This window comes from Acinetobacter shaoyimingii, from assembly GCF_011578045.1.
GTDB classification, from domain to species: domain Bacteria; phylum Pseudomonadota; class Gammaproteobacteria; order Pseudomonadales; family Moraxellaceae; genus Acinetobacter; species Acinetobacter shaoyimingii.
Genome location: NZ_CP049801.1, coordinates 1,861,030 through 1,887,921, shown reverse-complemented (window position 1 = coordinate 1,887,921; position 26,892 = coordinate 1,861,030). Strand labels below are relative to the sequence as shown.

Below are 26,892 nucleotides of genomic sequence, written 5' to 3'. Positions count from 1 at the left end.
ATGTTTAATACTATGCTCGACTGGTCGCATTTATTAGAACAATATGGTTATTTAGCAGTTGCTATAGGCACTTTTTTTGAAGGTGAAACAGTTCTTTTGCTCGGTGCTTATGCAGTGCAACAACATCTACTCAATTTCTGGCTATTGATTGCTGCTGCAATGCTGGGTGGATTTTTGGGAGATCAATTCTATTATCAAATAGGTGCCAAATACGGCTATGACTTTGTTAAAAAAAGACCCAAACTGGCAGAAAAATTTGATAATGCTAGTCAATTGATCGATCGCTTTCCAATTATAACCATCTTATTTATGCGTTTTGCTTGGGGGTTGCGTACTTTAATTCCTATCAGTTTTGGAATTAAAAAATTTCCAGTTAAGCGTTATATCGCAGTCAATATTATTGCCAGTTTTGTCTGGGCATTTACAGTGGTGAGTGTCGGTATACAAGCCAGTCGATGGTTGCACAAGCTTTGGGATTATCTATTGCCACAGCAACACAATATATTGATTGTGGTTGCTGTAATTTTCTGTATTATCGTTATTCGACTGTTTTTTGTCTTAATGACTCGGCATAAGTCCAAAGAAATGGATGATTCAGACGGTTAAATCTTTTTCCATCCAATATTCACAAGCATGACTATGACCGGTTTGACCTAATGGTGCATCTAAGTATTTAAAGCCTAATTTTTCATAGAGCTTTATGGCCTGTGACAAATTTTTTGTGGTTTCTAAATAACAGGATTGAACACCATGCTGTTGGGCAAATTCAAAACACAATTCAAGAAGTTTCTTGGCAAATCCATGTCCTCTTAGTTCAGGAAGAAAATACATTTTCTGAATTTCTAAAATATGTTCTGCACCTTTTAAGGGGGATAGGCCAGCTCCGCCATAAACTTTATTGTGCTCATCGACGATGACCCAATATTGAGAATGTGGTTGTGTATAAACCGCATATAAATCATCTAAGCTAGGATCTGCAACAGCAAATCCTGATTCGGGTGCAAGACCAAATTCTTTTGATACTTCACGGACGATTGATGCCAATTCTGGGTTGTCTGATGCTTGAATAACGCGGATTTGAAACATAATGAATATCAAAAAAGATGGATTTATACATGATGATTCTAATGATAAATCCATCAGTTATAAAGCTTTGATTTGGCTTTATTTGTGAGCTAATGTTATTGAGTTTATTTGAGTTCACTTGATGATTTACCCAGTTCACGCCGTGCAATAATCAACTGTTGAATTTGCTGGGTACCTTCAAAAATATCAAGAATTTTAGAATCTCGAGCCCATTTTTCCAATAACTCATCTTCGTTGTAGCCAACACTTGCAGCTAATTCAACGCACTTGAGTGTAATTTCATTACCAATACGACCTGCCTTTGCTTTAGAGATAGATGCTTCGCGAGAGTTTGGTTTTTTATTGTCCGCCATCCATGCGGCTTTGAGGGTGAGTAAACGGGCTGCTTCCCATTCAGCTTCCATGCGATAAATTTGTGCTGCAATATTTGAAGTTTGCAGATAAGGTGTCGAATATTCTGCATCAAGCTGATCTTTAAAAATTTCTTTAATACGTTCCAGTGAAGCTTTGGCACAACCAACGGCCATCGCAGCCACCAAGGGGCGAGTATTATCAAAAGTTTCCATAACACCTGCAAAACCTTTAGCAACATCGATTTCAGCGTTGCCTAATAGGTTGGCTGCAGGGACACGACAGTCAATAAAGCTAATGGCTGCTGTATCTGAAGCTTTAATGCCGAGTTTGTGTTCAAGGCGTTCAACAGTCATGCCCGGTGTGCCTTTAGGAACCACAAAAGATTTAATTGCAGCGCGACCAAGTTTTTTATCGAGGGTTGCCCAAACCACAACAGCATCTGCACGTTCGCCAGAAGTTACAAAGATCTTTTCACCATTTAAAATATAGTCATCACCATCTTTAGTGGCGGTTGTACGAATCGCAGCAGAGTCTGAACCACATCCAGGCTCTGTAATTGCCATAGCAGCCCATGTGCCTTTAAAGCGTTCTAGTTGTTCATCGTTAGCCACGGCGGCAATGGCAGAGTTACCTAAGCCTTGACGTGGCATGGTGAGCAATAAGCCAGTATCGCCGTAGCACATTTCAATCACGCTCAATGCAGTTGACATGTTTACGCCATTTTTATTGCCCAGCTCAATATCACCACGTTTGTTAATTGATGCGCCAGCATTGAGACCATCGCCACCCTCATTCATGCCATCAACCAATGATGCCAGCATATCGAGTTCTTTCGGATAGCTATGCTCAGCCTTATCATATTTTCTAGAAATAGGGCGTAAAACATTCAGTGCGGTTTGATGTGCTTGATCCACAAGCATTTTGAATTTTTTTGGATTTTGTAAGTTCATGAGATTTTCCTAATTCAAGATGATGTGGTTAAGCGTGTAAGCCAGATTGCATAATGGCTGTTGCACGTAAGTCACGATACCAGCGTTCCACAGGGTGCTCTTTGGTAAAGCCATGACCACCTAAGAGTTGCACACCATCTGTGCCAATTTTCATGGTTTTTTCTGCACACAATAAGCGTGCTAAATAAGCTTCACGATGGAAAGATTGCCCAGTTTCAGCAAGACTGGCTGCATTCAGAACCAGCATACGCATGGCTTCAATTTCAATAGCCATGTCTGCAATCATAAATGCCACACCTTGGCGGTGTGAAATCGGTTCACCAAATGCCACACGATCATTGGCATATTGGATGACGTATGCTTTCACCGCTTCGCAAGTACCGACTGCATTGGCACACCACATTAAATGACCAAGATCTAAAAATGCTGAATAATTAAAATCATCATCACCCAAACGTTCAGCAGGGGTATGATCAAATTTTAAAGTCACGGTTTCTGCGGCTTTTAGTCCCATAGCAGGAGACTTTTTGACACTTATGCTTTGATCTCGTTGCACGATAAACACTTCAGGCTGACCAGATAATTCAGCACTGACTAAAATAATGTCAGCAATTTCGCCCAAAAGAACTAAGGTTTTTTCACCTGTGATGCTGTATTTCCCAGATTGCGCTATGGCTTTTGTCTTGAGCTCAAATGGATTAAAGGCTGGGGTAGCTTCTTGAACTGCAAAAGTCGCTTTAATTTCTGGATCTTGAGAAAATGCATTGAGATAAGTGTTTTGAACAGTTTGAGAGCCCCATTGTGTAATCGCATTGATGACACTATAGGTCGATAATAATGCAGCGCTTAAACTGAAATCACCTTTTGCAAGTTGTTCTGCAATCAAAATATTACTGACAATGTTTTTTTCGACTGCAACACCGCCGAATTGTTCAGGCAAAGCATAAAAATTTAAACCAAGATCGATACTGTGCTGCCAAAGTTCAGCAGGGAATTTTTCCAGATGGTCTGCATCGTGTGCTAAAGGGTAAAGGACTTCGGATGCAAATTGGCTCATGGCATCTACGGTCATTTGTTGCTCTTCGGTCAAGCTTAGATCAAACAATGACTTTTGCTGATTAGATAATCGCTGTTTATTTTGATTGGCGTTAGATGAGAATTTTTTTTGGGTTGCCGATAATGCTTTAAAGCTTGCTTTTGAGCCAGTGTAGAGTGATTTCTCGATGACTTTACGTAAATTAAAGCGGTCTAATAAGTCACTTCCTGCTATTTTAGTTATAAATGAAAGACCTAAACCTTGCACTTTATTCGCAATATCAGTCATTGTTTGTCCCTTTTCTGGTTTGTAATGATCAAGATTATCCTGACACTTATAAACGTGCATGACCATGTCATGAATGACGAAGGAATTGACTTAAATGAGTTAAAGCGATAAATGGTATATTGAAGAATAAGTAATTAATAATTATAATAATAATTTATAATAAATTTATGATTGAAAATTAAAAATTGACCAAAATGACAGTATGTATCAATTTGGTCAATTAAAAAGTATCATCAAATTTGGATTTTAAATGCATTCTAAGCACATTTTAAAACATCAAAATCAGCTTAAAGATAAGGCTGAATCATTTTGCGTACATTGGTTTTCGCATCTATGACGGTCATAAACGTGTATGCACCAATAAATTTTCGGCTAATGAACATAAACTCTTTCGGTGGAATGGTGAAATAACGCGAAGCCATGGATTTTGATGCACGTTGGATGACTCGACTATGCAATTGACTCTTTTTCCAATCATAGCGTTGTTGTTCGTCCATCACACCTGCGGGTAATTCAGGATTATTTTCATAAGTGCTGAATGCTTCAGTCGCCATTAAAAAGACTTTGGCCATATCAGGCTTAATGCTCATTGGCATATTGTTGAAGAAATCATAACCCGACATACTGGCAACCATCGCTTCTGCATCATGATGATAGCCGGCTTTAATCAAATTGCGAGCAACTTGTAAAAGCTGCTGATCAAATTGACGTATTGCGCCGAAGTCAAGGAGCACAATCTTGTCACGAATATTTTCGCCATCGCCTAGACGAACCAAGTAGTTCCCAAAGTTTGGGTCGGTTTGCATCTCACCCCATTCAAACAGCTCTCTAACCGCAATTTCCAAAGATGCTTCACCCAATTGATTACGACGTTCCTGAGGTAAAGAAAGCATGACAGGGCTGTTGATGGGAACACCGCGTTCAAAGGTCATACACAGCACTTGGTCTGTACAATATTGCTCCACGATTTGAGGCACGATATAACGTGGATCTTCTTTCAAACGTGCTGCAAAGCGACGCGTGGTTGCAGCTTCAATTTTATAACTGACCTCACGATGCATCATTTCACGAACTTCATCAAACCATTGGTCAAATTCACGCGTTTGCGGCACCATGCGCGTTAATTTCAGCATATTCTTAAATAGGCTCATATCCGAATCAATGGCACTTGCTACACCTGGATATTGGATTTTCAGTACCAATTCCATGCCGTCAGATTTGCGTGTAGCACGATGGACTTGAGCAAGAGATGCTGTTCCTAAAGGTTCATGATCAATGGTTAAATCATCTAGCTTTGAACCCAATTGCTTAACCAATTGTTCTTTAATTGCAGGCCATGCCAATGCAACAGTCTGATTATTCAGTGTATTGAGTGCTTGGGTAATCTCATCAGGGAGGAAATGTTCGCCGTATAGCGCCATCATCTGGCCAATTTTAACAATTGAACCTTTTAACTTGCCAATCTCGGCAACCAGATATTCCGCCTGATCCTTCATGGCTTGTTTACGTTTCTTTTCTTTATCTTCTTCATTGGAAAAGATAGAAGATGCACTCGATGCAGCCCAACGTGTTCCAGCCAATAGAGACGCTTTTGCTATTGAAAGACGTCGGTCCATAGAGGAAGTTTTTAACTGTTTGAGCTTTTCGTTCCGATCTGACATGAAGATAAAGTCCTGTGAGTCATTGCAGCAGGTGAAACATGATAGAGAATACTATAGTGAATATTATAGCGTATGAACGTATTAAAAAAGTTCAACTATTTGAATATCTGGTGTAATTATTGCCAATAAGATGTAACTTAAATAGCCTAAGCAAAAAAATGCTTATTTGTCTAAGTCATACGATATTGAATTTTTAGCGATGCACGTTCAGTCAATAATTTTTTATTTTGTGAAAGATAATCAATGATCATTTTTTTTACAGATTCATTGGAAAATCCAAGCGCATAGCCCTTTACAATAATGATGCTGGGTAAAAGAAAGAAACAGTATTTAGTATCTTCAAGGGTTGCAGGCTGAAAAATACCAAGTTCGGTCAAGGTGTTCTGTAAGAAGCGTTTTTCATTTTGAACTTGATCATTTGAATGATCGTTCCAAAAGTTTTGACGCATGGCCATTAAGTTGTTGTGTTTATAACTCATTGTTTAAAACCTGATTCAAAACTTGAATGCTTTTTTACATTGATTGACGACATCGACAATGACATTGCATGATAACAATGAAAGTCTATAAACAAATATATAGGCATTGTGGCTTAATTCAAGTTTTGAATCAGTTAATTTGGATTCATTTTTAAGCCGATCATAAAAATCATGCAGTGATTGCATGTTACAAAATACGTTCAAAAATAGCTGTCAGTGATTTTCTATTTTAACGTTTAATGGTTGTATTCTAACAATAAAGACTGGGTCAAAGATGTATAAAGGTTTTCTTCATGTCAGACGGCAAAAAACAATCACAATGTGGATAATTGGTGTTTTGTTAATTACGACAAATGCTTTGGGCAATGCACAAGATTTTTCAATTGTTGAACCTGCTTCATGCTCAATTGTGCAAGATACAGCAGAAACTTTATTTCAATTACGTCAAGGTGGTTTTGACTTGGGTGAAGCTGATATTAATCAGACTGAATTGACGGCACATGAAGTTCTGTTACTTACAGACATGATTGAAGACATTAAAAAAATACCTGTGTATCAATTAAAGCAATTGAAAGATCAAGCCTTACAGAATTTCATTCAAAAATGGAACAAGACTTGTGAAGCACGACATTTAGAAGGGCAGAACAAAATTTAAAGCATAAAAAAGCGAGGAAATTCCTCGCTTTTTATCACACAAATTTTGCACCAAATTAAATGAAATGAATCATTTAAGGGGTGTCAAAAATTAAAGTGCAACGATGTTTACAGCGTTTGGACCTTTAGGACCTTGAGTAACGCTGAATTCAACTTGTTGGCCTTCAGCCAAAGTTTTGAAACCGTTTGATTTGATTTCGCTGAAGTGAGCAAAAACGTCTGGACCATTTTCTTGTTGGATAAAACCGAAACCTTTAGTTTCGTTGAACCATTTAACAGTACCTTTAACAGTATTAGACATAATACAATCCTATTTTGAATATGATGTTGCGAGTCTTTAACGACTCAAGATGTAACTTTGAAAAAGAATGAAACTAAAAATCTGAAAACAAACGTAGGATTATGACTAACACTGCGAAAATACAAGATTTATTGAAACAACATAAATTTTCTAGTTGAAAGGTATTATACACATAATATGCAACGAAAACGATAGTTATATTTTGTAAAGTGCTTAAAATTGGTAAATTTACGTTTAATTTTTATTAAATTGCTCATTTTATCGGTTTTTTTAAGTTTTTTGACCGGGTTGAAGGTGAATAAAAACGGATAATTTTTATAAATTGTCTGAAAACAAGGTATCATAAGGCGTTTTTGAATATACACCTTGGAGACTCCTTTAGTGGATCAACTGACTATTAGCCCTGAACATTTACAGGAAGCTGCTGAAAATTTATCAACCATTCGCGATTTTATTCGTTTTGGTGTCACAGCTCTACGTCAATATGATGCACATCTAGGGCAAGGTACAGAAGATTTTTTTGCTGAAAGTTCAGCATTGGTGTTGCAAACCCTTGCTTTGGATTGGAGTGCAAATCCTGAAATTTTGGATGCGAAATTGCTTCCAAGTGAAAAAGCTGAATTTATTGCTTTATTAGAACGTCGTATTAATGAAAAAGTGCCGACGTCGTACTTATTAAATCTTGCCTATTTCTGCGAAAAACCATATTACGTCGATGAACGTGTGTTGATTCCACGTTCTCCTATTGCTGAACTGATCAATAATCGTTTTTCACCGTATTGTTTAGATGAAAACCATCAAGCACGTGAAGCGGCTAATAATCTTCCTATAAATAGCAATGCGAAAATGCCACGTCGTATTTTAGATATGTGTACGGGTTCGGGTTGTATTGCTATTGCATTATCGTATGCATTTCCAGAAGCTGAAGTGGATGCAACGGATATTTCAAAAGATGCGTTGGAAGTGGCTGCGATTAATGCTGAGCACCACAATAAGCAATTTGAAGTTGCATTGCTGGAATCTGATTTGTTTTCAAAAATTCCAGCTGAAAATCAATACGACTTAATCGTTTCAAATCCGCCATATGTAGATGCTGAAGACATGGCAGATTTACCAGAAGAATTCCGTCATGAACCTGAATTGGCTCTGGCTGCTGGTCAAGATGGATTGGATTTGGTGCGTAAAATGTTGGCGCAAGCTGCAGATTATTTGACTGAAGACGGTTTAATTGTCATTGAAGTGGGTAATTCTGAGTGGGCAATGCGTCAAAACTTCAATACAGTTGATTTCCACTGGTTAACTTTCCAAAACGGTGGTTCAGGTATTTTTGCACTTACAGCAGCACAATGCCGTGAATATCGTGATTTATTTATTCAATCTGTTCAAGCATAAGGAGTCGTGAACGTGGCAGGTAATAGTATTGGACAACTCTTCCGTGTAACGACTTGTGGTGAATCTCATGGGGTTGGGCTCATGGCGATTGTCGATGGTGTACCGCCCGGAATCGAACTGAATGAAGCAGATTTGCAACATGATTTAGATCGTCGTAAACCAGGTACTTCAAAGTTTGCGACACAGCGTAAAGAACCAGATCAAGTTGAAATTATTTCAGGTGTTTTTGAAGGTAAAACCACAGGAACATCAATCGGGCTTTTAATCCGTAACACAGATCAAAAATCTAAAGATTACGGCAATATTGCGCAAACCTTCCGTCCAGGTCATGCAGATTATACTTATACTCAGAAGTATGGTTTCCGTGATTATCGCGGTGGTGGTCGTTCAAGTGCTCGTGAAACTGCAATGCGTGTTGCTGCTGGTGCGATTGCGAAAAAATACTTGGCTGAAAAGTTTGGCATCGTGATTCGTGGTCATGTCACTCAAATTGGTACTGAGAAAGCAGAAGTATTGGATTGGAATGAAGTACCGAACAATCCATTTTTCTGTGGTGATGTCAATGCTGTTCCTCGTTTTGAAGCTTTGGTGACATCTTTACGTGAACAAGGAACGAGTTGTGGTGCAAAGTTAGAAATTATTGCTGAGAATGTTCCTGTCGGTTGGGGCGAACCTGTATTTGATCGTCTTGATGCGGATATTGCGCATGCCATGATGTCTATCAACGCGGTAAAAGGGGTTGAAATTGGTGATGGTTTTGCAGTTGCTGAGCAATTTGGTCATGAAACACGTGATGAGTTGACCACAGATGGCTTCCTTGCCAATCATGCAGGGGGTATTTTGGGTGGTATTTCATCAGGTCAAGATATTCGTGTTGCGATTGCACTTAAACCTACAGCATCGATCACCACACCCGGTAAAACGATTAATTTGAACCGTGAAGATACTGATGTGTTGACCAAAGGTCGCCATGATCCATGTGTGGGGGTTCGTGCAACACCAATTGCTGAAGCGATGTTAGCCATTGTGTTGATGGATCATTTCATGCGCCATCGTGCACAAAATGCAGATGTGATTGCACCATTTGAGCCTATTTAATTTTCTTAAAGAATAGAAAATGATCAAAACCAGACTTCGGTCTGGTTTTTTATTATAAATGAATCGATTACGTTGATTTTATTTGGTAATTTAAGTTAAAAAGAGTATGCTAATTTCAGGGGAGTGAAGGACGTTTTATGTTCTTCATGATGTAATTCGTTAAGGAAGAAAAATGAAAATAAATTGGATTTTATGTCTTGGGGTGCTATTAAGTTCATCTGCATTCGCTGAACAACTTACACAGTCTCAATATGATATTAAAGTGAGACAATTTTATAATGCATTAGAGACAACTCAAGCAGACCTAAATCGCGCTTTAGATAAACGTGATTCATTAAGCTCAATTTTAAAGAAATCATGTGAATATGCAAATTATATGCGTAATCTTGAAAAACTGTCTTTGGAAAATATCCATCTGAGAAAAGCGCAAGATGAAGTGAATTTTATTCGTGGTCTGATTCAAAATTTTGATCAGTCTCTAGAGGATCTGGGGACCACATATAATCGCAGTTGTAAGCGTTAATACTCGATATTTTAGGTAAACCGAAAAAAACCAGATCATGACAATCTGGTTTTAGCAGAGTCTTTTTTATTTTATTGTTTATAGCCTTTTAAGAAGGTGAGATATGCCGAAGACTTTTCACCATTGGCTTTTAAAATAGGACGTTCAATATCGCCCTTATCAGTGACCAATTTCAAATCTATTTGTTTTGCATGCGTGAACGAATTTAAGAAACTAACCGGCACTTGAATAAAATTGGTGGAATTTTTTAAGCCACTGACATCTTTAAATTTTGTTGGCTGGATGGTTGAGTATGTATACGGTTGGCCATCAATAATGAATTCAAGTTGTTTAATATTATAAGCTTCAGCATTATTGATTTCGGCTGTAATTTTAAAACCATTACGTTTTTCTTCAATCCAACGAATCGAAAGCTCTGGACAAACTTCGTGCTCACTACAAATGAGCGGTCCTTTGGTGACAATTCTTTCTGGAGCTGATGTTGCACAAGCTGAAAGTAAAATAGTAGCTGTTATGAGTGTTAGACTAAATTTTTTCATATTTATATCCATTCTTTATGATTTATAACAATATTATGTATAGCGTTAATTTACAGGGTTGTGACTAAAAAAGAAACCTACATTTGTTAGAAATATTAAGTAAATTAACTTTGAATTTTAGTTCAGTTTCTTGTTTTAATAAACAATATTTAATGAAAAATAACATATATTCATAAACATGGCATCTAAATAAACCATGATTAAAACTATTGTTGTTTAGTTTGTACTTAAATATATTGCAGATAAATTTAATAATGATGCTTGTATGGATGATGCTTTTTTATGAAAGTGATGATGGACTTGATATTGCGCTGTGGAGCTCATATCTGAAAATAAGGTACATGTTGATCCTATCGCGTGTTCTGCAATCTGGCATAATCTAATCAAATGTTTAAGTTATAAGCAAGATGATGTATTTCTTTTTTTATTTTGATTCAAAAGCTGATATAACTAAAAATAAAGGGTATGAATAAAGAGTACGTGTAATGAAGACGACCGTAAAGTATGTAGTGCTTAAAAGTAAAGATTACCAATTGGGTACTGTTTTATTCGAAGATGAAATTGATGCCAGTCACTTATATTTCGATGAAATTCCATCAGTTATTCGTTTTCAAAATTTAGATTTTAAAGTGAAATCAAAAGAACTGGTTCGAAAGCAAATCTTTGATGATTTTGAAGAGTCTCAAACGATTTTAGTCAAAGTCATTGCTGTAAATGAGTGATGAAGTATCACGATTTAGATTAAAGCATTAAATGTAAATAAGGCAGGACTCCTGCCTTATTTTTTTCATAATTTATTGATGTGTGATTTTTTTAACTGTAAATGACAATTCTATTGTTTGATGATCAGTACTGGTCGTTGACTTAAACCTAACACTTCTTGTGCAACACTGCCTAAAACCAGTTTTTTTAATCCTTTTCTCCCATGTGAGCCCATCACGATTAAATCAGCATGGATTTCATCTGCGACATTTAAAATACCTGTTGCAGTGGGCACACTTCGAATAATGATGGTTTCTACAGCAACGCCGTGTCCAGTTAGTGTCTGCTTAATGTCATCTAGACGACCTTTTGCATTGGTTTCTGCTTCAAGCACATGTTGGGTAATTGCAGGGGCAACTTTGTAGAAATCTACGCTCATGAGTGGGTCGACAGACAGAACACACATCACAATCACTTTACTACCGAATGCTTTTGCAATTTTTTCTGCATGTTCAACGGCTGCGTATGAGATAGGAGAATCATCTACTGGCACTAAAATATTTTTATAGCTCATTCATTCTTCTCCTTGAAGATTTAATTGTGTTCAATTTATTTTCATTGATATTGTTAGCACAGAGATGATGTGGGTGTAAATAACAATTGGTTGTAATCGCAAGATTTGTTATGTTAATTCTAACTTTTATATGAAGAATGGTTCATGATGAAAAATACAATTTGTTTTTCTATTTTGGCACTGATGTTAGGTGCTTGTGCTACGGATCAGCAAAGCTCAACTGAAGTCACTACACCTCAAGTGGGTCTGGCAAATCCTGCAAGTAAATTTTGTGTGGAGCAGGGTGGTACATTAAAAATTCAAAATGAAACCAGTGGTCAAGTGGGATACTGTCATCTGAAAGATGGTTCAGTGTTTGAGGAGTGGAGCTTCTTTAGATCTTATAACAGCTGTATTTCAGATAAAGTTTCGAGTTTAATTGGTCAGCAAAATTTATCAGATGAAGAAATTCGTAAACTCACACACGCGCGTCAAATTCGTCGTTTAGAGCCAGGTCAGCCAATGACGATGGATTTTCGTGAAGATCGTGTGAATATTACGATTGATCAAAAATCTAAAAAGATTATTCATGCAACGTGTGGTTGATCAATAAATTGGTGTTTGCAACTTTAAAAGTCGGTATCGTGGTGGTATCGAATTCAAATATGCAATTATAAAGTCCTCAATCGAGGACTTTTTAAATCAAAAAATGTTTGTCGTCGCAACCATCTGTGAACTTTCAACGGACCCTAGATTCAAAAGGATATTAAACATTTCACATGTATTAGCCTCAATATAACTTATTATAGATCGAGTCTGAGAGGTCAATAGACACGACTCTAAAGCAAATTTAATTTTATTCAGTTTCTTCAACTAATACGTGAATATATAGACATCGCCTTATGCAACCCATACCCATCCATTACCGACTTGCAGGATTCTACTTTTTCTATTATTCCATTGTCGGTACATTTATGCCGTATTGGAGTTTGTATCTACAAGATCAAGGTTTTGATTATTCCGAAATAGGCATACTCAGTTCAATTGCAATTATTACCCGATTTTTTGCACCGTTCATTTGGGGATGGGTGGCAGATAAATCTGGCAAACGCATGTTGTTGGTTCGTATCGCAACATGGATGGAAGCCACGATTTGGTTTTTAATCTTTGTGATTCCCAACAATTTTCAATCCGTCGCATTTCTCATGCTGGTATTTAGTTTCTTTCAAAATGCGATATTGGCACAATTTGAAGGTGTGACGCTGTTTTGGCTTGGCGAAAAAAGATCTGAATTGTACGGTAAAGTCCGTAAATGGGGATCGATTGGTTTTATTATTGGGGTATTTATAATTGGTGCAATTTTAGAAATTGTTCCGATTTCTATGTTGCCTATTTTACTGCTTTGTATCGCCTTTACCGCTTTCCTTTGGTCATTTATGGTTAAGGAACCTACGAGCGCACCCAAAGCACAAAAACAGCTCGAACCCTTATGGCCTGTGCTTAAGAAGCCTGTAGTGGCATCCTTATTTTTAATTGAGTTTGTGATGCTTTTTTCCCAAGCGCCGTTTTATAGTTTTTACAGTAATTATTTAAAACTCTCGGGCTTTAGCACGACAGCGATTGGAACACTATGGTCTGTTGGGGTGATTGCTGAAATTATCATGTTTGCTTATGCCAATGTATTTTTTAAGCATTTTTCATTGCGCACTTTGGTCTTGATGTGTCTGTGTATGACGGGATTACGTTTTGTCATCGTGGGACTCTTTCCTGATGTGTTTATGATGCAGTTTTTATCACAAACATTGCATGCTTTTAGCTTTGGTTTATTTCATCTTTTGGCGATGCGAATTATTTTTGCCAATTTCACCCAAGGTCAGCAAGGTCGTGGACAGGCTTTGTACAGCACGATGTGGGGCTTGGGAGTGGCATCAGGCAGTATTTTGGCAGGGCATTATTGGAACATTTTAGGTGCAGAGCATATTTTTATACTCGCGGGTTTAGCAACAATTTTTGGATTAATATTTTTGGGTGGATTGCCTAAAGTTATGACTACAAACCAATAACTGTACTGTTTAAGTGACTTAAACTTTAGCCTGTCTAAGTTTAAATTCTTTCATTGGCGTGCTTTAACTGGCTTGTAAATCTGGTTCCAAACACAGCTGATTGCGACCTTTTTCTTTGGCTTGATATAAAGCATGATCTGCGCGATTAATGAGTTGCTGAATTTGTGTGCAATAAGGCAGGCTTTGATAACTTAAACCGATACTCACGCTGATATATAATTCTTGACCATCATCAAGCAATATAGGTGTGGAATCGACTTTATTGCAAATACGCTGCGCAATCTCAACACTTTGTTTTAAGCTAAGATTTTTAAGCAAAATGGCAAATTCTTCACCGCCAATGCGTCCAAACAAATCGTGTGATCGAATTTGTGATTTGACCTGTGCTGTGAACTCTTTCAGCACTTTATCTCCGACTGCATGTCCATAGGTATCATTAATTTTTTTAAAATAATCCAGATCTAAAACCAAAATACTGACCGTTTCTGCTTCAGCTTCGGTGGTTTGTGCGCTTAAAGTTTTTTCGCCTTCCTCATAGAAGAAACGTCGATTCATAGCTGTGGTCAGTTCATCGTGGTTGGCTAAATATAAAATTTGATGATAGAGCTTATGTCTATTTAAGCTAATAATCGATAAGGTTAATGGTCCTAAAGCCAACATAAATAGTCCAATGCGAATCGAAATTGCTGTTGAGATATAGGCATCTGGTGATTCAGTCAAATAGTAACCACTAATACTGTTGTACAAGAACATGCAAACGAAACAATTGATGAGCGTTACAAGGAATAAATTGTAGGTCAATGCCGCCCAAATGAGTGCGGCAATGGGAAACATGATTGCCCCTGGACCAATAAAAAAATGAACTAAAACAACCGATGCAATAATAAAAAGCATAGGTAAAATATTTTGAATTTCAAAACCTTGTTGTCTCTTCTCAGCAACGAGTTGTTTAAATTCTTTTAAACTGGGTAATGCTAAAACAATGGGTAAAAAGGTAATGACGTTAAGAATTTCACCTGTCCACCACATGCCAAAATCAGTCCAAAGCCGATCCATTGCCATAAAGGTATTGGGCATATAAGGCACAGTGAATATGGCAAAGAGGGCACTAGCAAGACATCCACCAAATGCGCTGATTAAAAACAGGTAAAAAAAAGTCAGACCTTGATTGTATTCTCTAAAATTTAATTTAAATAAGCGTATAAGGGTTAAGGAAGCGAAGGGGTGAGATAGATTTGCAATGGTTAAACATAAGGTGAGTAAAAAATAGTTTCCAGTCATTAAATCGGCAATTATGAACGCAACAAATGCACCCAACCAACCTCCCGGATTATTCAGCGATTTAAACCTGAGGAATAAGCCCAATAAAATTGCATTTGCAGGCCAAAACATAGCAAGAAATGCAAGGGGGCGTCCCAATATTCCAGCCAATGCTGCTAATGCGATGACTAAGCCAACAATCCAGAAAGATTGAATATTTTGCTTTAACGTTAAGTTTTGATTTTGATTAAGTGTTGACAATTGAATGTCCTGTTATTCTTTGTTTCAATAGTTTGGAATCGCGTTATTTTACGAATGACTACATATTAGGATAAACGCTTATATAAAATATTCAATCTTTTTGCTGAATTATAAGTACTTAAATTATAAGATAAATGTGACTTATGCCTCATTTTGAATAAATTCAAATTAAATTGTTTTTATACCGTTATTTTTTCAGGATTTTCATGTCAGATGTGCTAATTTACCTCTAAGGTTTTTATTAACAGATGATGTATGAAAAAACGTGCTTTATTCATCGCTTTCTTAGGCTTGGTATGTGGTTATTCAAATGCTGACCAGAAAATAGCAGCTACTGCTAAGTCACAAGATCTTCAAGCTACTGAAAACACAATTCAAATTAAGACTCGACCTGAAATTTTAGGTTTATGGGGCATGAGTATTCCAAATACAAAATCTTGTACCGAATATTATAATTTTCGTGGCTCCAATGAAGTCATTGTTAATAGTGCACAGGAATGGTCTGCGGGATTGTTTGAATATCAACCATCACCAGACAATACCAAAGAAGTGTTGCCAACTGTGGTGATGCAAATTCGCTATGAAAATAATGAAAAAGATTGTTCAGGAAATCAAGTAGATCAAACTGGCGATCTGTCTCAGTATTTTGTGAAATGGCAAAATCCTAATCAAATCCAGTTTTGTGCCAATGAAAAAGGTCAAGAGTGTTTTGCAACATTGCGCCGTGTATTGCCATAAGCTTTAATTTAAAAATATTTAAATCATAAAAAAAGCCTCTAATTGAAATTAGAGGCTTTTTTGTTCATCTGAATCTTATTCAGATTATGTTTTGACTTCGTCACTTTGCAATTGTTTAAGCAAGTGATTTTCTAGGTAATGAATATCCATCGCTTGTTCACAGAAATTCTTATCTTGAAGAATCAAATCTTTGTGTAATGGAATATTGGTTTTAATCCCAGTTAAAATTGCTTCATCCAACGCTTGTTTCATTCGTGCGATCGCAGTCTTACGATCTTTACCATGCGCAATCAATTTTGCAATCATTGAATCGTAATACGGTGGAATGCTATACCCTGAATAGATATGTGAATCTAAACGGATACCTGCACCACCTGGCATGTAGAAGTGCTCAATTTTACCCGGTGAAGGTAAGAATGTGGTTGGATCTTCTGCATTGATACGGCATTCAATGGCATGGCCATGAAGTTGGATATCTTCCTGTTGTAAATTGAGACCCAAACCAGCAGCAATACGTAGTTGCTGTTCAATAATATCGATGCCTGTCACCATTTCAGTTACAGGATGCTCAACTTGAACACGGGTATTCATTTCAATAAAGAAGAATTCACCATCTTCAAATAAGAATTCGAATGTACCTGCACCACGGTATTGCATGAGTTCACATGCTTTAACACAAGCTGCTAAAATTTCTGCACGTGCATCTTCAGGTAAATTTGGAGCAGGTGCTTCTTCTAAAACTTTTTGATGACGGCGTTGTAGTGAACAGTCACGGTCGTATAAGTGAACTGCATGACCATTACCATCGGCTAGAACTTGAACTTCAACATGACGAGGTTTTTGTAAGAAACGTTCCATATAGACCGTATCATCACCAAACCACATTTCTGCATCACGTTGTGCAGCTTGCACAGACTCAAGTAGAGTATCGACACGTTCAACAATGCGCATGCCACGACCACCACCACCAGAGGCAGCTTTCACAATCAATGGAAAACCAATCTCTTTGGCTTCAGCTAATGCATTATTGGTTGTTACGGCATGTGCAGAACCAGGTACGGTAGGTACGCCTGCTTTACGCATCGCCATAATTGCAGAGACTTTATTGCCCATGAGGCGAATATGCTCTGGACGTGGCCCAATGAAGATAAAGCCTGAGTTTTCTACAATCTCAGCAAATTCTGCATTTTCAGACAAGAAGCCATAACCTGGGTGGATGGCATCTGCGCCTGTAATTTCAGCTGCAGTAATAATGGCTGGAATATTGAGGTAGCTTTCGCTGCTTGCACCGGGACCAATACAAACGGCTTCATCACAGAAACGAAGATGCATCAGGTCTTTGTCAGCATCTGAATAGATACCAACGGTTTTAATCCCGAGGGTTTTGCATGCGCGGGTAATGCGTAAAGCAATTTCGCCGCGGTTTGCAATGAGAACTTTTTGCAACATATCAATCCCCAGCTATTACGCGCGATAGCGGAATAATGGTTGACCGAATTGGATCACATCACCGTTTTTCACTAAAATTTCTTCAATTACACCGCTTTGCGTTGCTTCAATTGGGTTCATGATTTTCATGGCTTCAATGATTCCCAATGTTTCGCCTGCAGAAATCGTCTGCCCGACATTGACAAAAGGAGCTTCACCTGGATTTGGTGCTGCATAGAACACACCGACCATTGGAGATGTTTCAACTGCGCCACGCGAAGCTGCTTTAACCACTGGTGCTTCAGGTGCTGTAGCTGTTGGGAGTTGTACGCCAGCAGCAACAATAGGATTACGACGCGCTAATGCAATGGATTGATCACCTTCTTTAACTTCAATCGATTGAAGATCAGATTCAATCATTAAGTCGATGAGCTTTTTGATTTTGCGAATATCCATGAATGCGTATTCCTGAATTAAATGTTGGTTGAAGATAGAATTTTTTGCGCCGCAAAGGTTAAAGCGAAGTGATAACCTTGTGCGCCTAAGCCGCAAATAACACCGACAGCTTTGTCGGATAAATAGGAGTGATGTCGAAATGTTTCACGTGCGTGGACATTGGACAAATGTACTTCGATAAACGGAATGGCAACGCCAAGAAGGGCATCACGAAGGGCAACAGAGGTGTGGGTCAATGCTGCAGGATTGATAATAATAAATTTTACGCCTTCTGTTTGGGCTTGATGAATTCTGTCAACAATTGCGCCTTCCCAATTGCTTTGGAAAGTTTCAACTTTAATAGAGAGTTTTTTAGACTGTTCGACCAGTTGCTGGTTAATATCGTCTAAGGTGAGATGACCGTAAACTTCTGGTTCTCGCTTTCCTAGCAAATTTAAATTTGGTCCATGTATAACCAAAATGGTCGAACTCATGAAGGCTACTCCAATATGAAAGTTGCAAAATAACATTGCAAGATGTCTGCAAAGTTTGCTCATTATGGCATATTTTTTCACTTTTATTGGAAAAATTGTTTTAATCTGAGCGAAAAAACACACATCAAGATGATGACATATATTGCGAACTTTGCACGGAATTGGCAATGTTAAAAAATGACATTTTTATGAAGTTTTATTCTTTTGCACATTTTAAACCCAATTGACCAAAAGTATTCATTTGATTTGTGTAACAGAGAGCATGGAATCATCAATGCTGAGCATCTCATTCCAACATGTGGTGTAGCGTGGTGAGCGATGTTGTTGTTTCATTTTCCACTGGTTTAATGGTGAGTGATAACCCACTTGAATGCTGTCTGGACCAAAACGAGATTTCATATTGGCAAGGGTCTGCATCAGATGATCTCGTTGTTGAATGAGTGCTAAAGGTTCCCATAGATCATGGGTGTGATGCTGCTTTGTATGCAGTGCAGAAAACATGATGGCAACCTTTACATAGTTTATTTTTTCTTTAAATAAAACATCAATTTGTCTAACGGTTGCTTGCGTTAAAACAATTAAATCATCGGTTGCATAAGCCAGACCAACCACAAAAGATGTCGGCTTTTTATACGGGGGAATTGGAATTTTTTCATATAGTGAAACATGCACGCAGGCGCAAAGTTGCTGCTGTGCGGTTAAGCGCTGATGGGCACGATTTAAGTGAAAAACCACAGCCTGTTTAATGAGCGCCTTGGACTGAATAGGAGAGGCAAAACTGCGTGATGAAAGGATGCGTTTAGAGGGAATATCTGGATCATCCAAGGCAATGCACGATTGACCTTTTAGCTCACGAATAGTGCGTGACATAACCACTGAGAAGGCTTTACCCATGTGGTGTTCATTGGCAAAAGTTAAGTCATAGGCATTATAAATACCGTAAGCTTGTAATTGTTTGCTTATTTTTCGACCTATACCCCAGATATCACTTACGTCAGTCTCTAATAACAGTTGTTCATGACTGCATAAATCAAGCTGTAGCAAAGAACAGACACTGTTAAATCCTGAACGTTTCTTGGCAAAATGATTGGCCAGTTTGGCTTGAGTTTTTGTATATCCAATACCGATACAACAAGGCAGTCCCAGCCATTGTTGAATTTGCGCTAAGAGTTGACGACAATATTTTTCCAGATCGAAAAATTTTTGATAACTGGTTAATCGAATGAAACATTCATCAATGGAATAGGCTTCTAAATCTTCATCTTTAAAATGTTGATGTAGAAGTTCAAAGAAACGCCGTGACATATCCCCATATAAAGCATAATTACTAGAAAATACCTGTACACCAGCTTTCAGTGCTTCTTTTTCTATTTCATACCACGGCACAGCCATGCCAATATTCAGGGCTTTGGCTTCGTTACTACGTGATACTACGCAGCCATCATTGTTGCTCAGCACAACAACGGGCTTGCCGTTCAAGCTGGGATTAAATATACGCTCACAGCTGACATAGCAGTTGTTAATGTCAATGAGCGCATAAATCTCTTGATCATAGGTACTGTTCATGAGCGTGACCTATTTCAGTTTTTTCAAAATACAGGTCACGACACCCCAAATGATGATTTGCTCATCACTGTGTGGATAGATATTCGGATAATCTGGATTTTCTGCTTTCAGCCAAATTTTATCTTTTTGCCCTTGTTGTTTTTCTTTCATCAGGCGTTTAACGGTAAATTCGTTGTTAATGAGCGCAAGTACAATATCGCCGTGTTCAGCTTGTAAGCTGCGATCAATTAAAATCTGATCACCTACTTCAATACCCGCATTTTTCATCGAGAGTGAATTGACACGCAAAACAAAAGTCGCAATCGGGTTTTGAATCAGGTATTCGTTTAGGTCGATATGGTCTTCGGTATAGTCTTGTGCAGGCGATGGAAAGCCTGCGGCCACAGACTCAAGTGGATAAGGAATTTTGAGCTGGGTATGAATCTGGATTGATTTTAAATCGAGATGCTCAATCCGATCATCTTCAGGTTTCGGCTTTAGCCATTCTTTGATTTCAATGACTTTGGATTCTGGTACACGCATCACCACTGTTTTTTCTTTAAATTGTGCTTTTCGACCTGAGTTGGCACGTTGACCGCCATGCGTTTTGAACGATGACAGTGGTTCATCTTCATTGTCATTTCGAGCTGTTGTCATACCCCATTTCCCCTTTACTTGAATTTGTAACGTTTTCAAGATAGCAAATTTTAAGTCTAAATCCTAGGAATAGTGGATATTTCACAAATTCTAATGGGTTAATAAATGTTTAAAAAATCATCATTTTTAACTGTTCCGAGGGTGTTGTAGTTTGGGCTTTGGTTGATTTTATCGGGAATGATTGTGTATGCGTCAACATCCGCATAAAATCAACATTTAAACGATTGTGTTATACGGAATCATCCATGTTGCAAGATTTTATTGATGAACAAAAACTGGTGTGTGAAGAATTTGATTCCGCATATATCAAAGTTAAAGAAGACGATGTTATTGCGATTGCAAAACATACTTTAGAACAAGAGCCAATCGTAGGTTTGCGTAAAAAACCAGAAACGGATGAAAATGTGGCATGGTTTATTTATGGTGGAGAGTTAGGAGAAGGCGAAGATTTCTTTGAAACTGTAACGGTGAAAGAGTTAGAAGAAATTTTACCAGAAGCAATTCCGTATTTAGCCTTAGAAGAAGGTTTTCGCTTTATGATCGATCGTGATGATTATGAAGATGTGTGGAAAGCGGACGCTGTTTTACCTTAATTTAATCTGACCAGATTGAGTTTGTATTCTTTTTAAAGGGTATAAATTTAATCTTAAAAACAAAAAAGTGATTGTTGTATGACATTAAAATTCGCCTTATTGAGTTGTTTAATCTTGAATGCAACAATTGCTTCAGCAGACATTAGGATCAGTGTTGACCGAAAAGTGCATTCGGAAACACCGCTTCAGCAAGTAACGCTCCTGACTCAAGAGCAGTATGATCAGCAGATTGAACAATACATTGCTCAAGTCAATGAGACTAAAAAAATTTTAGATGGACCAGAAGCTGAGACAGATGCAACGCTGCAGAAAAAAGCCTTGTGTCAGCGTATACAGGCTTATGAGGGGATTTATGCATTGTCTGAGCAAAATAACACCTTGAAGAATGCTGCAATGATGCAATATGTAGCAAAAGCCTTTTTAGACCGTCAACAACAGAGCCTTAAAAGTTCAGGGATGGGTGAGAAAGGCTTTTGTGTTGTGAAGCAGGATCAACCACATAATTTTGTGAACAGTCAATAAAATAGATTTGTATTTGTTATAAGGCATTATTTGTCAGAAATTGATAAGAAAATGGCGGGAATTGATAAGTAAGTTACCTTTATAATTTAAGCATTAAAAATATGGGCTTAGATATTCCCTGATCTAAATCTCTATATTTTTATGGTCATCCATTCATGCAGATGACGTCCGAACCCGCGAAAGCGGGTTTTTTTATGTCAGATAGCCCAATAGATGTTTACAAACAGTTCGCAGGTTTAGGGATACCGGCTAAACGACTGAGATGACGTGCCACTAAGCCAGTTTGAAACTTGTCTTGTAACACGGCGTTGTTTACATCAGGGCTGACTGTTTTCATGAGAAATTTAATCAGTGGACGTGTTGCTGGAGAGTGCCCAAATTGTGCATAGAACTGACGTACCGCATGTAAAATTTCAAAATGCCAAGGGGTTAGTTCAAGGTCGAGGCTTTGTGCCAACTGTTGAGCAACAGCTTCATTCCAAATGGTGTAATCCACCAAATGACCATCTTGATCAAGTTCGAGGTCAAATTGTGTTGTCATAAAATAGCCTAAGCAAATAACAAAATGGAGGAAGACGTCAAAATCTTCAAATCTAAGGATTTATTTTAAACTGATACTGCGCTTAAAACTTAAAACTAAATCTGCAAATTGTGCATAATTTAGAAGATGGACATGCGATGCAAGTTCACTTGTAAGCATTTCAGCATCGTTGTTCAATACATACAGCTTAGCATATGGCTTTAAGCGTTCATCATGGACATAAAGCGCAGATTCACCCATGAGGAAAATGGCATCTTCAGTACCGTAAATCTGTGCAATTTTATCCAATACGTGTGGGGTATTTGAAAAAGTCGATTGAACCAGATAAAGCGTATTTTTTGACATTTTCATTTACCAATACAAAACATGATCAAAAGACTGAATAAAGTCTGTGTTAAAGTCAATAAATTCGATTTCTTGATTGGATGCGACAACAAAAGGATGCGTTTGATATTTTGCTTCAACCAAGATGGGGGTAAGGTCATAAAACTCAAAACTGTCGACCATATTGGATGCAATTTTAAACGCATGTTTTAATCCATCAAAATTCATATCGGATTGCAACAAACTCAATGCAGCATCTTGCAATAATACTTTTACTTCACTGCCAAATGTGGCCAAAACCATGGTTGCAGATAAGCTCTCATGCGCTTGTAAACTGCTTAAGTTTGCTTGAGTTAATATAACCAGTACAGTATTCACACAATTTACCTTTCAATTGCTACAGTCAATTAAAAATAAGAAATTAAAATTGAAGTATGCGTTCAGCGGATTGAACGGCATCTGCAAGTTCACCTAAACCCACGAGCTCAAAACCTTGGGCGAGGTTGTGAGTGTGAAGTGCATGACGTTGTGCATTGTCTTGGTCAGTAATACCACGAGCCAAGGCTGCACTAACACAAACAGGAAGTCGTATGTTCAGTTTTGCCCATTCTAAAGCAAGGTTTCTTTGATCATCGGGAATCCATTGCAAATTATTCGCAACCATAACGCCGTCCTGATAGAAGAAAACTCGGAAATCCTGATTTTTCTCTTTCAATGCTTGTGCAAGCCCAAGTGCATGCCAGGCATGAATCGAACTTGGAGCTGAGGTAATTAGTAATAAAGAACTCATTGAGGCTTCACTTGAAGAATGTGCATCGTATGAATGCAACATTCAGACTTTATAACGAAAAAGGTAGTATACAATGATTTTAGTGACTGGTGGTTTAGGCTTTATAGGTTCACATGTGGTTTTAAGCCTGTTAGCACATGGGCAAGAAGTCGTCATTGTGGACAATTTAGCCAATGCCAACTTACAGACATTAGAAAGACTTGAATTTATTTCTAGCATGTATGTACCTTTTGTAAAATTAGATGTACGTAATACCCCTGCATTAAATAAAATTTTTGAACAGTATTCGATTGACGCCGTGATCCACACAGCAGGTTTTAAGTCGATTGAAGAATCTCGTCTAAAACCGCTTGAATATTATAATGACAATGTCAGTTGCATCATGAGTTTGTTGCGTGCCATGCAACGTACAGGTGTACGTAAACTGGTGCATTTATCAAGTTTGGCTATTTATGGGCTATCAAGTTTAGAACTCAGTGAAGAAATTGTATTTAACGCGACCAATCCAAACCCTTATATCAAGTCACAGCAGATGATTGAAGAGATCATTCGTGATACCGCTAAAACCGATGCAGAATGGAATGTGTCTATCTTAAGACTCAGCAATGTTATGGGTGCATTTGAAAATGGTATTTTGGGTGAGTTGGTACCACCATTACCAAAAAATATTGTGCCTTTGGCGATGCAGGTCGCAGCCATGCAACGAGACTGCATAGAGTTACAACGACATTCAGAAACTTCAGACGGTACAGTCATTCGTCAATTTGTCCATGTACTGGATGTCTGTGATGCGATTTTTGCCAGTTTGTTTTGGATGCAAAGCCGACAAGGTGGTTGTGAATCCTTCGATATTATGGGACATCAAAGCTCGATTCAAAATTTAATCCATAGTATTGAAAAAGTGACTGAAACTGAAATTAAAACAGTAGATGCACAATATCGTTATCAAGAATTACAAGAAACAGCATCTATAAGTGATAAAGCCAAGACTATATTGAATTGGACCGCGAAACGCTCGATAGAACAAATGATTCAAGATCAATGGAAGTTTTATCAAAACAGTTTAAAAAATTAATTTTTAAACCAGAATGAAGTATCAATATATAAATGATAATTATTTACAATTGTAACTGATTTGATTAGTATGACTATGAGCTTAGATCAATCTGAATCACTAAAGATGACATGAATTCAGAGATCTGGGTTAAAGTGATCGTTATATAGTCAGTTATACAATCAAATGACAAGCAAAACTGGATAGAGGTGTAGCATGCAAACACGTATTGAACATGACACGATGGGCGACGTAGAAGTACCGAGCGAAGCACTCTGGGGCGCCCAAACTCAACGTAGTTTGCAAAATTTTAAGATTGGTGGTGAACGTCTACCACGTGCGATGATTCGTGGTATGGGCTTAGTGAAAAAAGCCGCTGCTATTACTAATGCAGAACTGAATCAAATTCCTGAAGAATTATCTAAATATATTGTTGATGCTGCAGAAGAAGTGATTGCAGGTAAATGGGATGATCAATTTCCATTGGTGGTCTGGCAAACAGGTTCAGGTACGCAAAGTAACATGAACTGTAATGAGGTGATTGCCAATATTGCCAATCAGAAATTGGGCAATCCCTTAGGTTCGCAAAAGCCTGTTCATCCAAATGATCACGTCAATCGTGCACAATCCACCAATGACTCATTTCCAACTTCAATTCATGTGGCATCAAGCTTATTGATCAATGAATTGTTGATTCCTGCGGTTAAACAATTACGCAATACACTCGATGAAAAATCAAAAGCGTTTGAAAGTATTGTGAAAATTGGTCGTACGCATTTACAAGATGCAACGCCGTTGACTTTAGGTCAGGAGTTTAGTGGCTATGTGTCACAGCTCGATCATGGTTTAAAACGTTTGAATCAAGCGCTTGAAGGTTTGTATGAATTGCCTTTGGGTGGTACGGCTGTGGGTACAGGTTTAAATGCCCATCCTGATTATGCCGTCAAAGCTGCTGAGCAATTGGCGAAACTGACTGGTTTACCTTTTGTGACTGCACCAAATAAGTTTGAAGCTTTGGCAGGTCGTGACGCTGCTGTATTTGCTTCTGGTGCATTAAAAACCTTAGCTGTGAGCTTAAATAAAATTGCCAATGATGTGCGTTGGTTAGCAAGTGGTCCACGTTGTGGTTTGGGCGAGCTTCGTATTCCTGAAAATGAACCTGGTTCAAGCATTATGCCAGGGAAAGTGAATCCAACCCAAAGTGAAGCCATGACCATGGTGGTGGCACAAGTGTTAGGGAACGACACGACCATTAATGTGGCAGGTGCATCGGGTAATTTTGAATTGAATGTATTTATGCCTGTGATTGCATTTAATTTGATTCAATCGATTCGTTTATTGGGTGATGCGTGTAATAGCTTTAATGACCATTGTGCCGTAGGTATTGAGCCGAATGTTGAGAAGATTGACCATTTCCTTCATAACTCGTTAATGCTTGTAACTGCGTTAAACCCTGTGATTGGTTATGAGAATGCAGCGAAAGTGGCGAAAACTGCGTATAAAGAAGGCAAAACCCTAAAACAAGTTGCTGTTGAGCTGAATCTGGTGACGCCTGAGCAGTTTGATGAAGTGGTTGTTCCTGAAAATATGGTTTCACCGAATACGAAATAATAAATTTGTGATGTAAAAAAGCCCTCAGTTGAGGGATTTTTTACATATTAAATATGTGCTTTATATTTATCTAAAATTGATTTTCTCCAGTCGAGGTATTTTAACTTTATAGGCTATCTCATAGTCTTATTTATTTCAGGTGTTTTTTAATTCTACAGGTGATATTTTTAAACATACCTCTAGAGTTATTGATTAAATATAACTCTAGGGTTATAATATTTTCCATAATGTAAATATAGAGGGTTAAATGAAAAGTCTGGATTTAATCAAAATGATTGAAGCAGACGGTTGGTATCAGGTTAGATGTAAGGGTGATCATCATCACTTTAAGCATCCAACAAAAAAGGGATTGGTCACAATTCCTCATCCTAAAAAGGATTTACCATCTGGCACTGTGAATAGCATTTTGAAGCAAGCGGGTCTAAAGTGACCCGCAGCAATTCCAGATATTTTTATTGACCCTGTTTGGAGAGTAATCATGTTATATCCAATCGCAGTAGAGAGAGGCTCAGATAAGGAAGCTTTCGGTGTGATTGTCCCTGATATTCAAGGGTGTTTCTCAGCTGGAGATACTTTGGAGGAGGCGCTTGAGAACGCTAAAGAGGCAATCGCAGGTCATTTAGAAATTTTAGCAGAAGAAGGCGAAGAGATTCCTTTACCTTCAGAGGCTTCTAATTTCTTTGATGATGAAGATTATAAGGGTATGGTTTGGGCTGTCGTTGATGTTGATGTTAGTCGTTACTTAGGTAAGGCTGAAAAAGTAAATGTTACTCTGCCAAGCCGTTTAATCCATTTAATTGATGATCGTGTAAAAAAAGACACTCGTTATAAATCACGGTCGGCATTTTTAGCTGCGAGTGCAGAAAGAATGCTGCATGCATAACATGTATTAAGAATAAACCCGTCTTATGGCGGGTTTTTTATTCTCTTGATTGTGAACTTATATAAATCTTAATAAAT

33 protein-coding genes are annotated in these 26,892 nt (G+C 37.9%); 15 read left to right on the top strand and 18 right to left on the bottom strand.

What is annotated here, in order from left to right:
• Positions 1-12: 12 nt before the first annotated feature.
• Positions 13-606, top strand: a complete 594-nt coding sequence (locus tag G8E00_RS08455) for a DedA family protein (protein ID WP_166223689.1) — start codon at positions 13-15, stop codon at positions 604-606.
• Here the strand turns inward: G8E00_RS08455 and G8E00_RS08450 are convergent.
• The 5 genes from G8E00_RS08450 to G8E00_RS08430 form a co-directional block, all read right to left on the bottom strand.
• Entirely contained in the window at positions 595-1,086 is a 492-nt protein-coding gene (locus G8E00_RS08450; protein WP_166009864.1) for a GNAT family N-acetyltransferase, read from the bottom strand. The two genes, G8E00_RS08455 and G8E00_RS08450, sit on opposite strands and share 12 nt — an antisense overlap.
• Positions 1,087-1,190: 104 nt before the next feature.
• Positions 1,191-2,390, bottom strand: coding sequence for an acyl-CoA dehydrogenase family protein (locus tag G8E00_RS08445; protein ID WP_166223686.1), 1,200 nt, complete (start codon positions 2,388-2,390; stop codon positions 1,191-1,193).
• 28 nt (positions 2,391-2,418) lie between these two features.
• Positions 2,419-3,714 (bottom strand): acyl-CoA dehydrogenase family protein, encoded by a 1,296-nt coding sequence (locus tag G8E00_RS08440; RefSeq protein ID WP_166223683.1) that lies wholly within the window; start codon positions 3,712-3,714, stop codon positions 2,419-2,421.
• Between the two features lie 287 nt (positions 3,715-4,001).
• Entirely contained in the window at positions 4,002-5,375 is a 1,374-nt protein-coding gene (locus tag G8E00_RS08435; protein WP_166223680.1) for an ABC1 kinase family protein, read from the bottom strand.
• Positions 5,376-5,545: 170 nt separating this feature from the next.
• The gene (locus G8E00_RS08430; RefSeq protein WP_166223677.1) at positions 5,546-5,854 is read right to left on the bottom strand and encodes a hypothetical protein; all 309 of its coding nucleotides are present in this window, start codon (positions 5,852-5,854) and stop codon (positions 5,546-5,548) included.
• Between the two features lie 337 nt (positions 5,855-6,191).
• Between G8E00_RS08430 and G8E00_RS08425 the strand changes: the two genes are divergently transcribed.
• Complete coding sequence (locus G8E00_RS08425) at positions 6,192-6,509, top strand: hypothetical protein (protein WP_166223674.1); 318 nt, start codon at positions 6,192-6,194, stop codon at positions 6,507-6,509.
• Between the two features lie 90 nt (positions 6,510-6,599).
• On the opposite strand, the gene G8E00_RS08420 is transcribed toward G8E00_RS08425, so the two are convergent.
• Positions 6,600-6,809, bottom strand: coding sequence for a cold-shock protein (locus G8E00_RS08420; RefSeq protein WP_166009877.1), 210 nt, complete (start codon positions 6,807-6,809; stop codon positions 6,600-6,602).
• A gap of 381 nt (positions 6,810-7,190) precedes the next feature.
• Here G8E00_RS08420 and prmB point away from each other — a divergent pair, with 381 nt between their 5' ends.
• From prmB to G8E00_RS16400, 3 genes are all read left to right on the top strand, one after another.
• On the top strand, positions 7,191-8,201 hold the full coding sequence (prmB, locus tag G8E00_RS08415) for a 50S ribosomal protein L3 N(5)-glutamine methyltransferase (protein WP_166223671.1): 1,011 nt from the start codon (positions 7,191-7,193) through the stop codon (positions 8,199-8,201).
• A 12-nt stretch (positions 8,202-8,213) separates the two neighbouring features.
• A complete protein-coding gene (gene aroC, locus G8E00_RS08410) occupies positions 8,214-9,299 on the top strand; it encodes a chorismate synthase (protein WP_166223668.1) in 1,086 nt (361 codons plus the stop codon).
• A gap of 172 nt (positions 9,300-9,471) precedes the next feature.
• Positions 9,472-9,822: a hypothetical protein gene (locus tag G8E00_RS16400; RefSeq protein WP_171522205.1), complete on the top strand. Its 351-nt coding sequence runs from the start codon at positions 9,472-9,474 to the stop codon at positions 9,820-9,822.
• 71 nt (positions 9,823-9,893) lie between these two features.
• Here the strand turns inward: G8E00_RS16400 and G8E00_RS08400 are convergent, their stop codons facing one another.
• A complete protein-coding gene (locus G8E00_RS08400; protein ID WP_166009883.1) occupies positions 9,894-10,361 on the bottom strand; it encodes a hypothetical protein in 468 nt (155 codons plus the stop codon).
• Between the two features lie 485 nt (positions 10,362-10,846).
• Here G8E00_RS08400 and G8E00_RS08395 point away from each other — a divergent pair, with 485 nt between their 5' ends.
• Positions 10,847-11,083: a hypothetical protein gene (locus G8E00_RS08395; protein ID WP_166009885.1), complete on the top strand. Its 237-nt coding sequence runs from the start codon at positions 10,847-10,849 to the stop codon at positions 11,081-11,083.
• A 110-nt stretch (positions 11,084-11,193) separates the two neighbouring features.
• Here G8E00_RS08395 and G8E00_RS08390 read toward each other — a convergent pair whose 3' ends face one another.
• Positions 11,194-11,637, bottom strand: a complete 444-nt coding sequence (locus G8E00_RS08390) for a universal stress protein (protein WP_166223665.1) — start codon at positions 11,635-11,637, stop codon at positions 11,194-11,196.
• A 147-nt stretch (positions 11,638-11,784) separates the two neighbouring features.
• Here G8E00_RS08390 and G8E00_RS08385 point away from each other — a divergent pair, with 147 nt between their 5' ends.
• Positions 11,785-12,222, top strand: a complete 438-nt coding sequence (locus G8E00_RS08385; RefSeq protein WP_166226490.1) for an I78 family peptidase inhibitor — start codon at positions 11,785-11,787, stop codon at positions 12,220-12,222.
• A 296-nt stretch (positions 12,223-12,518) separates the two neighbouring features.
• The gene (locus tag G8E00_RS08380) at positions 12,519-13,679 is read left to right on the top strand and encodes an MFS transporter (protein ID WP_166223662.1); all 1,161 of its coding nucleotides are present in this window, start codon (positions 12,519-12,521) and stop codon (positions 13,677-13,679) included.
• Between the two features lie 63 nt (positions 13,680-13,742).
• Here the strand turns inward: G8E00_RS08380 and G8E00_RS08375 are convergent, their stop codons facing one another.
• On the bottom strand, positions 13,743-15,200 hold the full coding sequence (locus G8E00_RS08375; protein ID WP_166223658.1) for a GGDEF domain-containing protein: 1,458 nt from the start codon (positions 15,198-15,200) through the stop codon (positions 13,743-13,745).
• 255 nt (positions 15,201-15,455) lie between these two features.
• Between G8E00_RS08375 and G8E00_RS08370 the strand changes: the two genes are divergently transcribed.
• A complete protein-coding gene (locus G8E00_RS08370) occupies positions 15,456-15,938 on the top strand; it encodes a hypothetical protein (protein ID WP_166009893.1) in 483 nt (160 codons plus the stop codon).
• An 84-nt stretch (positions 15,939-16,022) separates the two neighbouring features.
• Here G8E00_RS08370 and accC read toward each other — a convergent pair whose 3' ends face one another.
• From accC to G8E00_RS08345, 5 genes are all read right to left on the bottom strand, one after another.
• The gene (accC, locus tag G8E00_RS08365) at positions 16,023-17,387 is read right to left on the bottom strand and encodes an acetyl-CoA carboxylase biotin carboxylase subunit (protein ID WP_166009895.1); all 1,365 of its coding nucleotides are present in this window, start codon (positions 17,385-17,387) and stop codon (positions 16,023-16,025) included.
• A gap of 15 nt (positions 17,388-17,402) precedes the next feature.
• Positions 17,403-17,822 carry an acetyl-CoA carboxylase biotin carboxyl carrier protein gene (gene accB / locus G8E00_RS08360; RefSeq protein WP_166009897.1) on the bottom strand — a complete coding sequence of 140 codons (420 nt, stop codon included), beginning with the start codon at positions 17,820-17,822 and terminating at the stop codon, positions 17,403-17,405.
• A 17-nt stretch (positions 17,823-17,839) separates the two neighbouring features.
• On the bottom strand, positions 17,840-18,295 hold the full coding sequence (gene aroQ / locus G8E00_RS08355) for a type II 3-dehydroquinate dehydratase (protein ID WP_166223655.1): 456 nt from the start codon (positions 18,293-18,295) through the stop codon (positions 17,840-17,842).
• 237 nt (positions 18,296-18,532) lie between these two features.
• On the bottom strand, positions 18,533-19,861 hold the full coding sequence (locus G8E00_RS08350; protein WP_166009901.1) for a Y-family DNA polymerase: 1,329 nt from the start codon (positions 19,859-19,861) through the stop codon (positions 18,533-18,535).
• A 9-nt stretch (positions 19,862-19,870) separates the two neighbouring features.
• A complete protein-coding gene (locus G8E00_RS08345; protein ID WP_227591347.1) occupies positions 19,871-20,497 on the bottom strand; it encodes a LexA family protein in 627 nt (208 codons plus the stop codon).
• A gap of 245 nt (positions 20,498-20,742) precedes the next feature.
• Between G8E00_RS08345 and G8E00_RS08340 the strand changes: the two genes are divergently transcribed.
• Together G8E00_RS08340 and G8E00_RS08335 are read left to right on the top strand one after the other, a co-directional pair.
• Positions 20,743-21,090 carry an immunity protein Imm33 domain-containing protein gene (locus tag G8E00_RS08340; RefSeq protein WP_166223652.1) on the top strand — a complete coding sequence of 116 codons (348 nt, stop codon included), beginning with the start codon at positions 20,743-20,745 and terminating at the stop codon, positions 21,088-21,090.
• A 78-nt stretch (positions 21,091-21,168) separates the two neighbouring features.
• A complete protein-coding gene (locus G8E00_RS08335; RefSeq protein ID WP_166223649.1) occupies positions 21,169-21,612 on the top strand; it encodes a hypothetical protein in 444 nt (147 codons plus the stop codon).
• 217 nt (positions 21,613-21,829) lie between these two features.
• Here the strand turns inward: G8E00_RS08335 and G8E00_RS08330 are convergent, their stop codons facing one another.
• The 4 genes from G8E00_RS08330 to tusD are packed head-to-tail and all read right to left on the bottom strand — an operon-like array spanning position 21,830 to position 23,267.
• Complete coding sequence (locus G8E00_RS08330) at positions 21,830-22,153, bottom strand: TusE/DsrC/DsvC family sulfur relay protein (RefSeq protein WP_166009907.1); 324 nt, start codon at positions 22,151-22,153, stop codon at positions 21,830-21,832.
• A gap of 60 nt (positions 22,154-22,213) precedes the next feature.
• Positions 22,214-22,498, bottom strand: a complete 285-nt coding sequence (locus tag G8E00_RS08325; protein ID WP_166009909.1) for a DsrH/TusB family sulfur metabolism protein — start codon at positions 22,496-22,498, stop codon at positions 22,214-22,216.
• 6 nt (positions 22,499-22,504) lie between these two features.
• Positions 22,505-22,855, bottom strand: a complete 351-nt coding sequence (locus G8E00_RS08320) for a hypothetical protein (RefSeq protein WP_166009911.1) — start codon at positions 22,853-22,855, stop codon at positions 22,505-22,507.
• A gap of 43 nt (positions 22,856-22,898) precedes the next feature.
• Entirely contained in the window at positions 22,899-23,267 is a 369-nt protein-coding gene (tusD, locus tag G8E00_RS08315) for a sulfurtransferase complex subunit TusD (RefSeq protein ID WP_166009913.1), read from the bottom strand.
• 73 nt (positions 23,268-23,340) lie between these two features.
• On the opposite strand from tusD, the gene galE reads away from it, so the two are divergent.
• The 4 genes from galE to G8E00_RS08295 all read left to right on the top strand — a co-directional run bounded on the left by galE (position 23,341) and on the right by G8E00_RS08295 (position 26,815).
• Positions 23,341-24,342, top strand: a complete 1,002-nt coding sequence (gene galE, locus G8E00_RS08310; RefSeq protein ID WP_166223644.1) for a UDP-glucose 4-epimerase GalE — start codon at positions 23,341-23,343, stop codon at positions 24,340-24,342.
• Between the two features lie 195 nt (positions 24,343-24,537).
• Positions 24,538-25,932 carry a class II fumarate hydratase gene (gene fumC / locus G8E00_RS08305; protein WP_166223641.1) on the top strand — a complete coding sequence of 465 codons (1,395 nt, stop codon included), beginning with the start codon at positions 24,538-24,540 and terminating at the stop codon, positions 25,930-25,932.
• Positions 25,933-26,179: 247 nt separating this feature from the next.
• Positions 26,180-26,362 (top strand): type II toxin-antitoxin system HicA family toxin, encoded by a 183-nt coding sequence (locus G8E00_RS08300; protein WP_166223638.1) that lies wholly within the window; start codon positions 26,180-26,182, stop codon positions 26,360-26,362.
• Between the two features lie 48 nt (positions 26,363-26,410).
• Positions 26,411-26,815 carry a type II toxin-antitoxin system HicB family antitoxin gene (locus tag G8E00_RS08295; protein WP_166223634.1) on the top strand — a complete coding sequence of 135 codons (405 nt, stop codon included), beginning with the start codon at positions 26,411-26,413 and terminating at the stop codon, positions 26,813-26,815.
• Positions 26,816-26,892: the final 77 nt, after the last annotated feature.

Excerpts from the sequence above, each read along its gene's own strand:
- G8E00_RS08455 (WP_166223689.1), top strand. The coding sequence starts at position 13 with ATGCTCGACTGGTCGCATTTATTAGAACAATATGGTTATTTAGCAGTT.
- G8E00_RS08450 (WP_166009864.1), bottom strand. The coding sequence starts at position 1,086 with ATGTTTCAAATCCGCGTTATTCAAGCATCAGACAACCCAGAATTGGCA.
- G8E00_RS08445 (WP_166223686.1), bottom strand. The coding sequence starts at position 2,390 with ATGAACTTACAAAATCCAAAAAAATTCAAAATGCTTGTGGATCAAGCA.
- G8E00_RS08440 (WP_166223683.1), bottom strand. The coding sequence starts at position 3,714 with ATGACTGATATTGCGAATAAAGTGCAAGGTTTAGGTCTTTCATTTATA.
- G8E00_RS08435 (WP_166223680.1), bottom strand. The coding sequence starts at position 5,375 with ATGTCAGATCGGAACGAAAAGCTCAAACAGTTAAAAACTTCCTCTATG.
- G8E00_RS08430 (WP_166223677.1), bottom strand. The coding sequence starts at position 5,854 with ATGAGTTATAAACACAACAACTTAATGGCCATGCGTCAAAACTTTTGG.
- G8E00_RS08420 (WP_166009877.1), bottom strand. The coding sequence starts at position 6,809 with ATGTCTAATACTGTTAAAGGTACTGTTAAATGGTTCAACGAAACTAAA.
- G8E00_RS16400 (WP_171522205.1), top strand. The coding sequence starts at position 9,472 with ATGAAAATAAATTGGATTTTATGTCTTGGGGTGCTATTAAGTTCATCT.
- G8E00_RS08400 (WP_166009883.1), bottom strand. The coding sequence starts at position 10,361 with ATGAAAAAATTTAGTCTAACACTCATAACAGCTACTATTTTACTTTCA.
- G8E00_RS08395 (WP_166009885.1), top strand. The coding sequence starts at position 10,847 with ATGAAGACGACCGTAAAGTATGTAGTGCTTAAAAGTAAAGATTACCAA.
- G8E00_RS08390 (WP_166223665.1), bottom strand. The coding sequence starts at position 11,637 with ATGAGCTATAAAAATATTTTAGTGCCAGTAGATGATTCTCCTATCTCA.
- G8E00_RS08385 (WP_166226490.1), top strand. The coding sequence starts at position 11,785 with ATGAAAAATACAATTTGTTTTTCTATTTTGGCACTGATGTTAGGTGCT.
- G8E00_RS08380 (WP_166223662.1), top strand. The coding sequence starts at position 12,519 with ATGCAACCCATACCCATCCATTACCGACTTGCAGGATTCTACTTTTTC.
- G8E00_RS08370 (WP_166009893.1), top strand. The coding sequence starts at position 15,456 with ATGAAAAAACGTGCTTTATTCATCGCTTTCTTAGGCTTGGTATGTGGT.
- accC (WP_166009895.1), bottom strand. The coding sequence starts at position 17,387 with ATGTTGCAAAAAGTTCTCATTGCAAACCGCGGCGAAATTGCTTTACGC.
- accB (WP_166009897.1), bottom strand. The coding sequence starts at position 17,822 with ATGGATATTCGCAAAATCAAAAAGCTCATCGACTTAATGATTGAATCT.
- aroQ (WP_166223655.1), bottom strand. The coding sequence starts at position 18,295 with ATGAGTTCGACCATTTTGGTTATACATGGACCAAATTTAAATTTGCTA.
- G8E00_RS08350 (WP_166009901.1), bottom strand. The coding sequence starts at position 19,861 with ATGAACAGTACCTATGATCAAGAGATTTATGCGCTCATTGACATTAAC.
- G8E00_RS08345 (WP_227591347.1), bottom strand. The coding sequence starts at position 20,497 with ATGACAACAGCTCGAAATGACAATGAAGATGAACCACTGTCATCGTTC.
- G8E00_RS08340 (WP_166223652.1), top strand. The coding sequence starts at position 20,743 with ATGTTGCAAGATTTTATTGATGAACAAAAACTGGTGTGTGAAGAATTT.
- G8E00_RS08335 (WP_166223649.1), top strand. The coding sequence starts at position 21,169 with ATGACATTAAAATTCGCCTTATTGAGTTGTTTAATCTTGAATGCAACA.
- G8E00_RS08330 (WP_166009907.1), bottom strand. The coding sequence starts at position 22,153 with ATGACAACACAATTTGACCTCGAACTTGATCAAGATGGTCATTTGGTG.
- G8E00_RS08325 (WP_166009909.1), bottom strand. The coding sequence starts at position 22,498 with ATGTCAAAAAATACGCTTTATCTGGTTCAATCGACTTTTTCAAATACC.
- tusD (WP_166009913.1), bottom strand. The coding sequence starts at position 23,267 with ATGAGTTCTTTATTACTAATTACCTCAGCTCCAAGTTCGATTCATGCC.
- galE (WP_166223644.1), top strand. The coding sequence starts at position 23,341 with ATGATTTTAGTGACTGGTGGTTTAGGCTTTATAGGTTCACATGTGGTT.
- fumC (WP_166223641.1), top strand. The coding sequence starts at position 24,538 with ATGCAAACACGTATTGAACATGACACGATGGGCGACGTAGAAGTACCG.
- G8E00_RS08300 (WP_166223638.1), top strand. The coding sequence starts at position 26,180 with ATGAAAAGTCTGGATTTAATCAAAATGATTGAAGCAGACGGTTGGTAT.
- G8E00_RS08295 (WP_166223634.1), top strand. The coding sequence starts at position 26,411 with ATGTTATATCCAATCGCAGTAGAGAGAGGCTCAGATAAGGAAGCTTTC.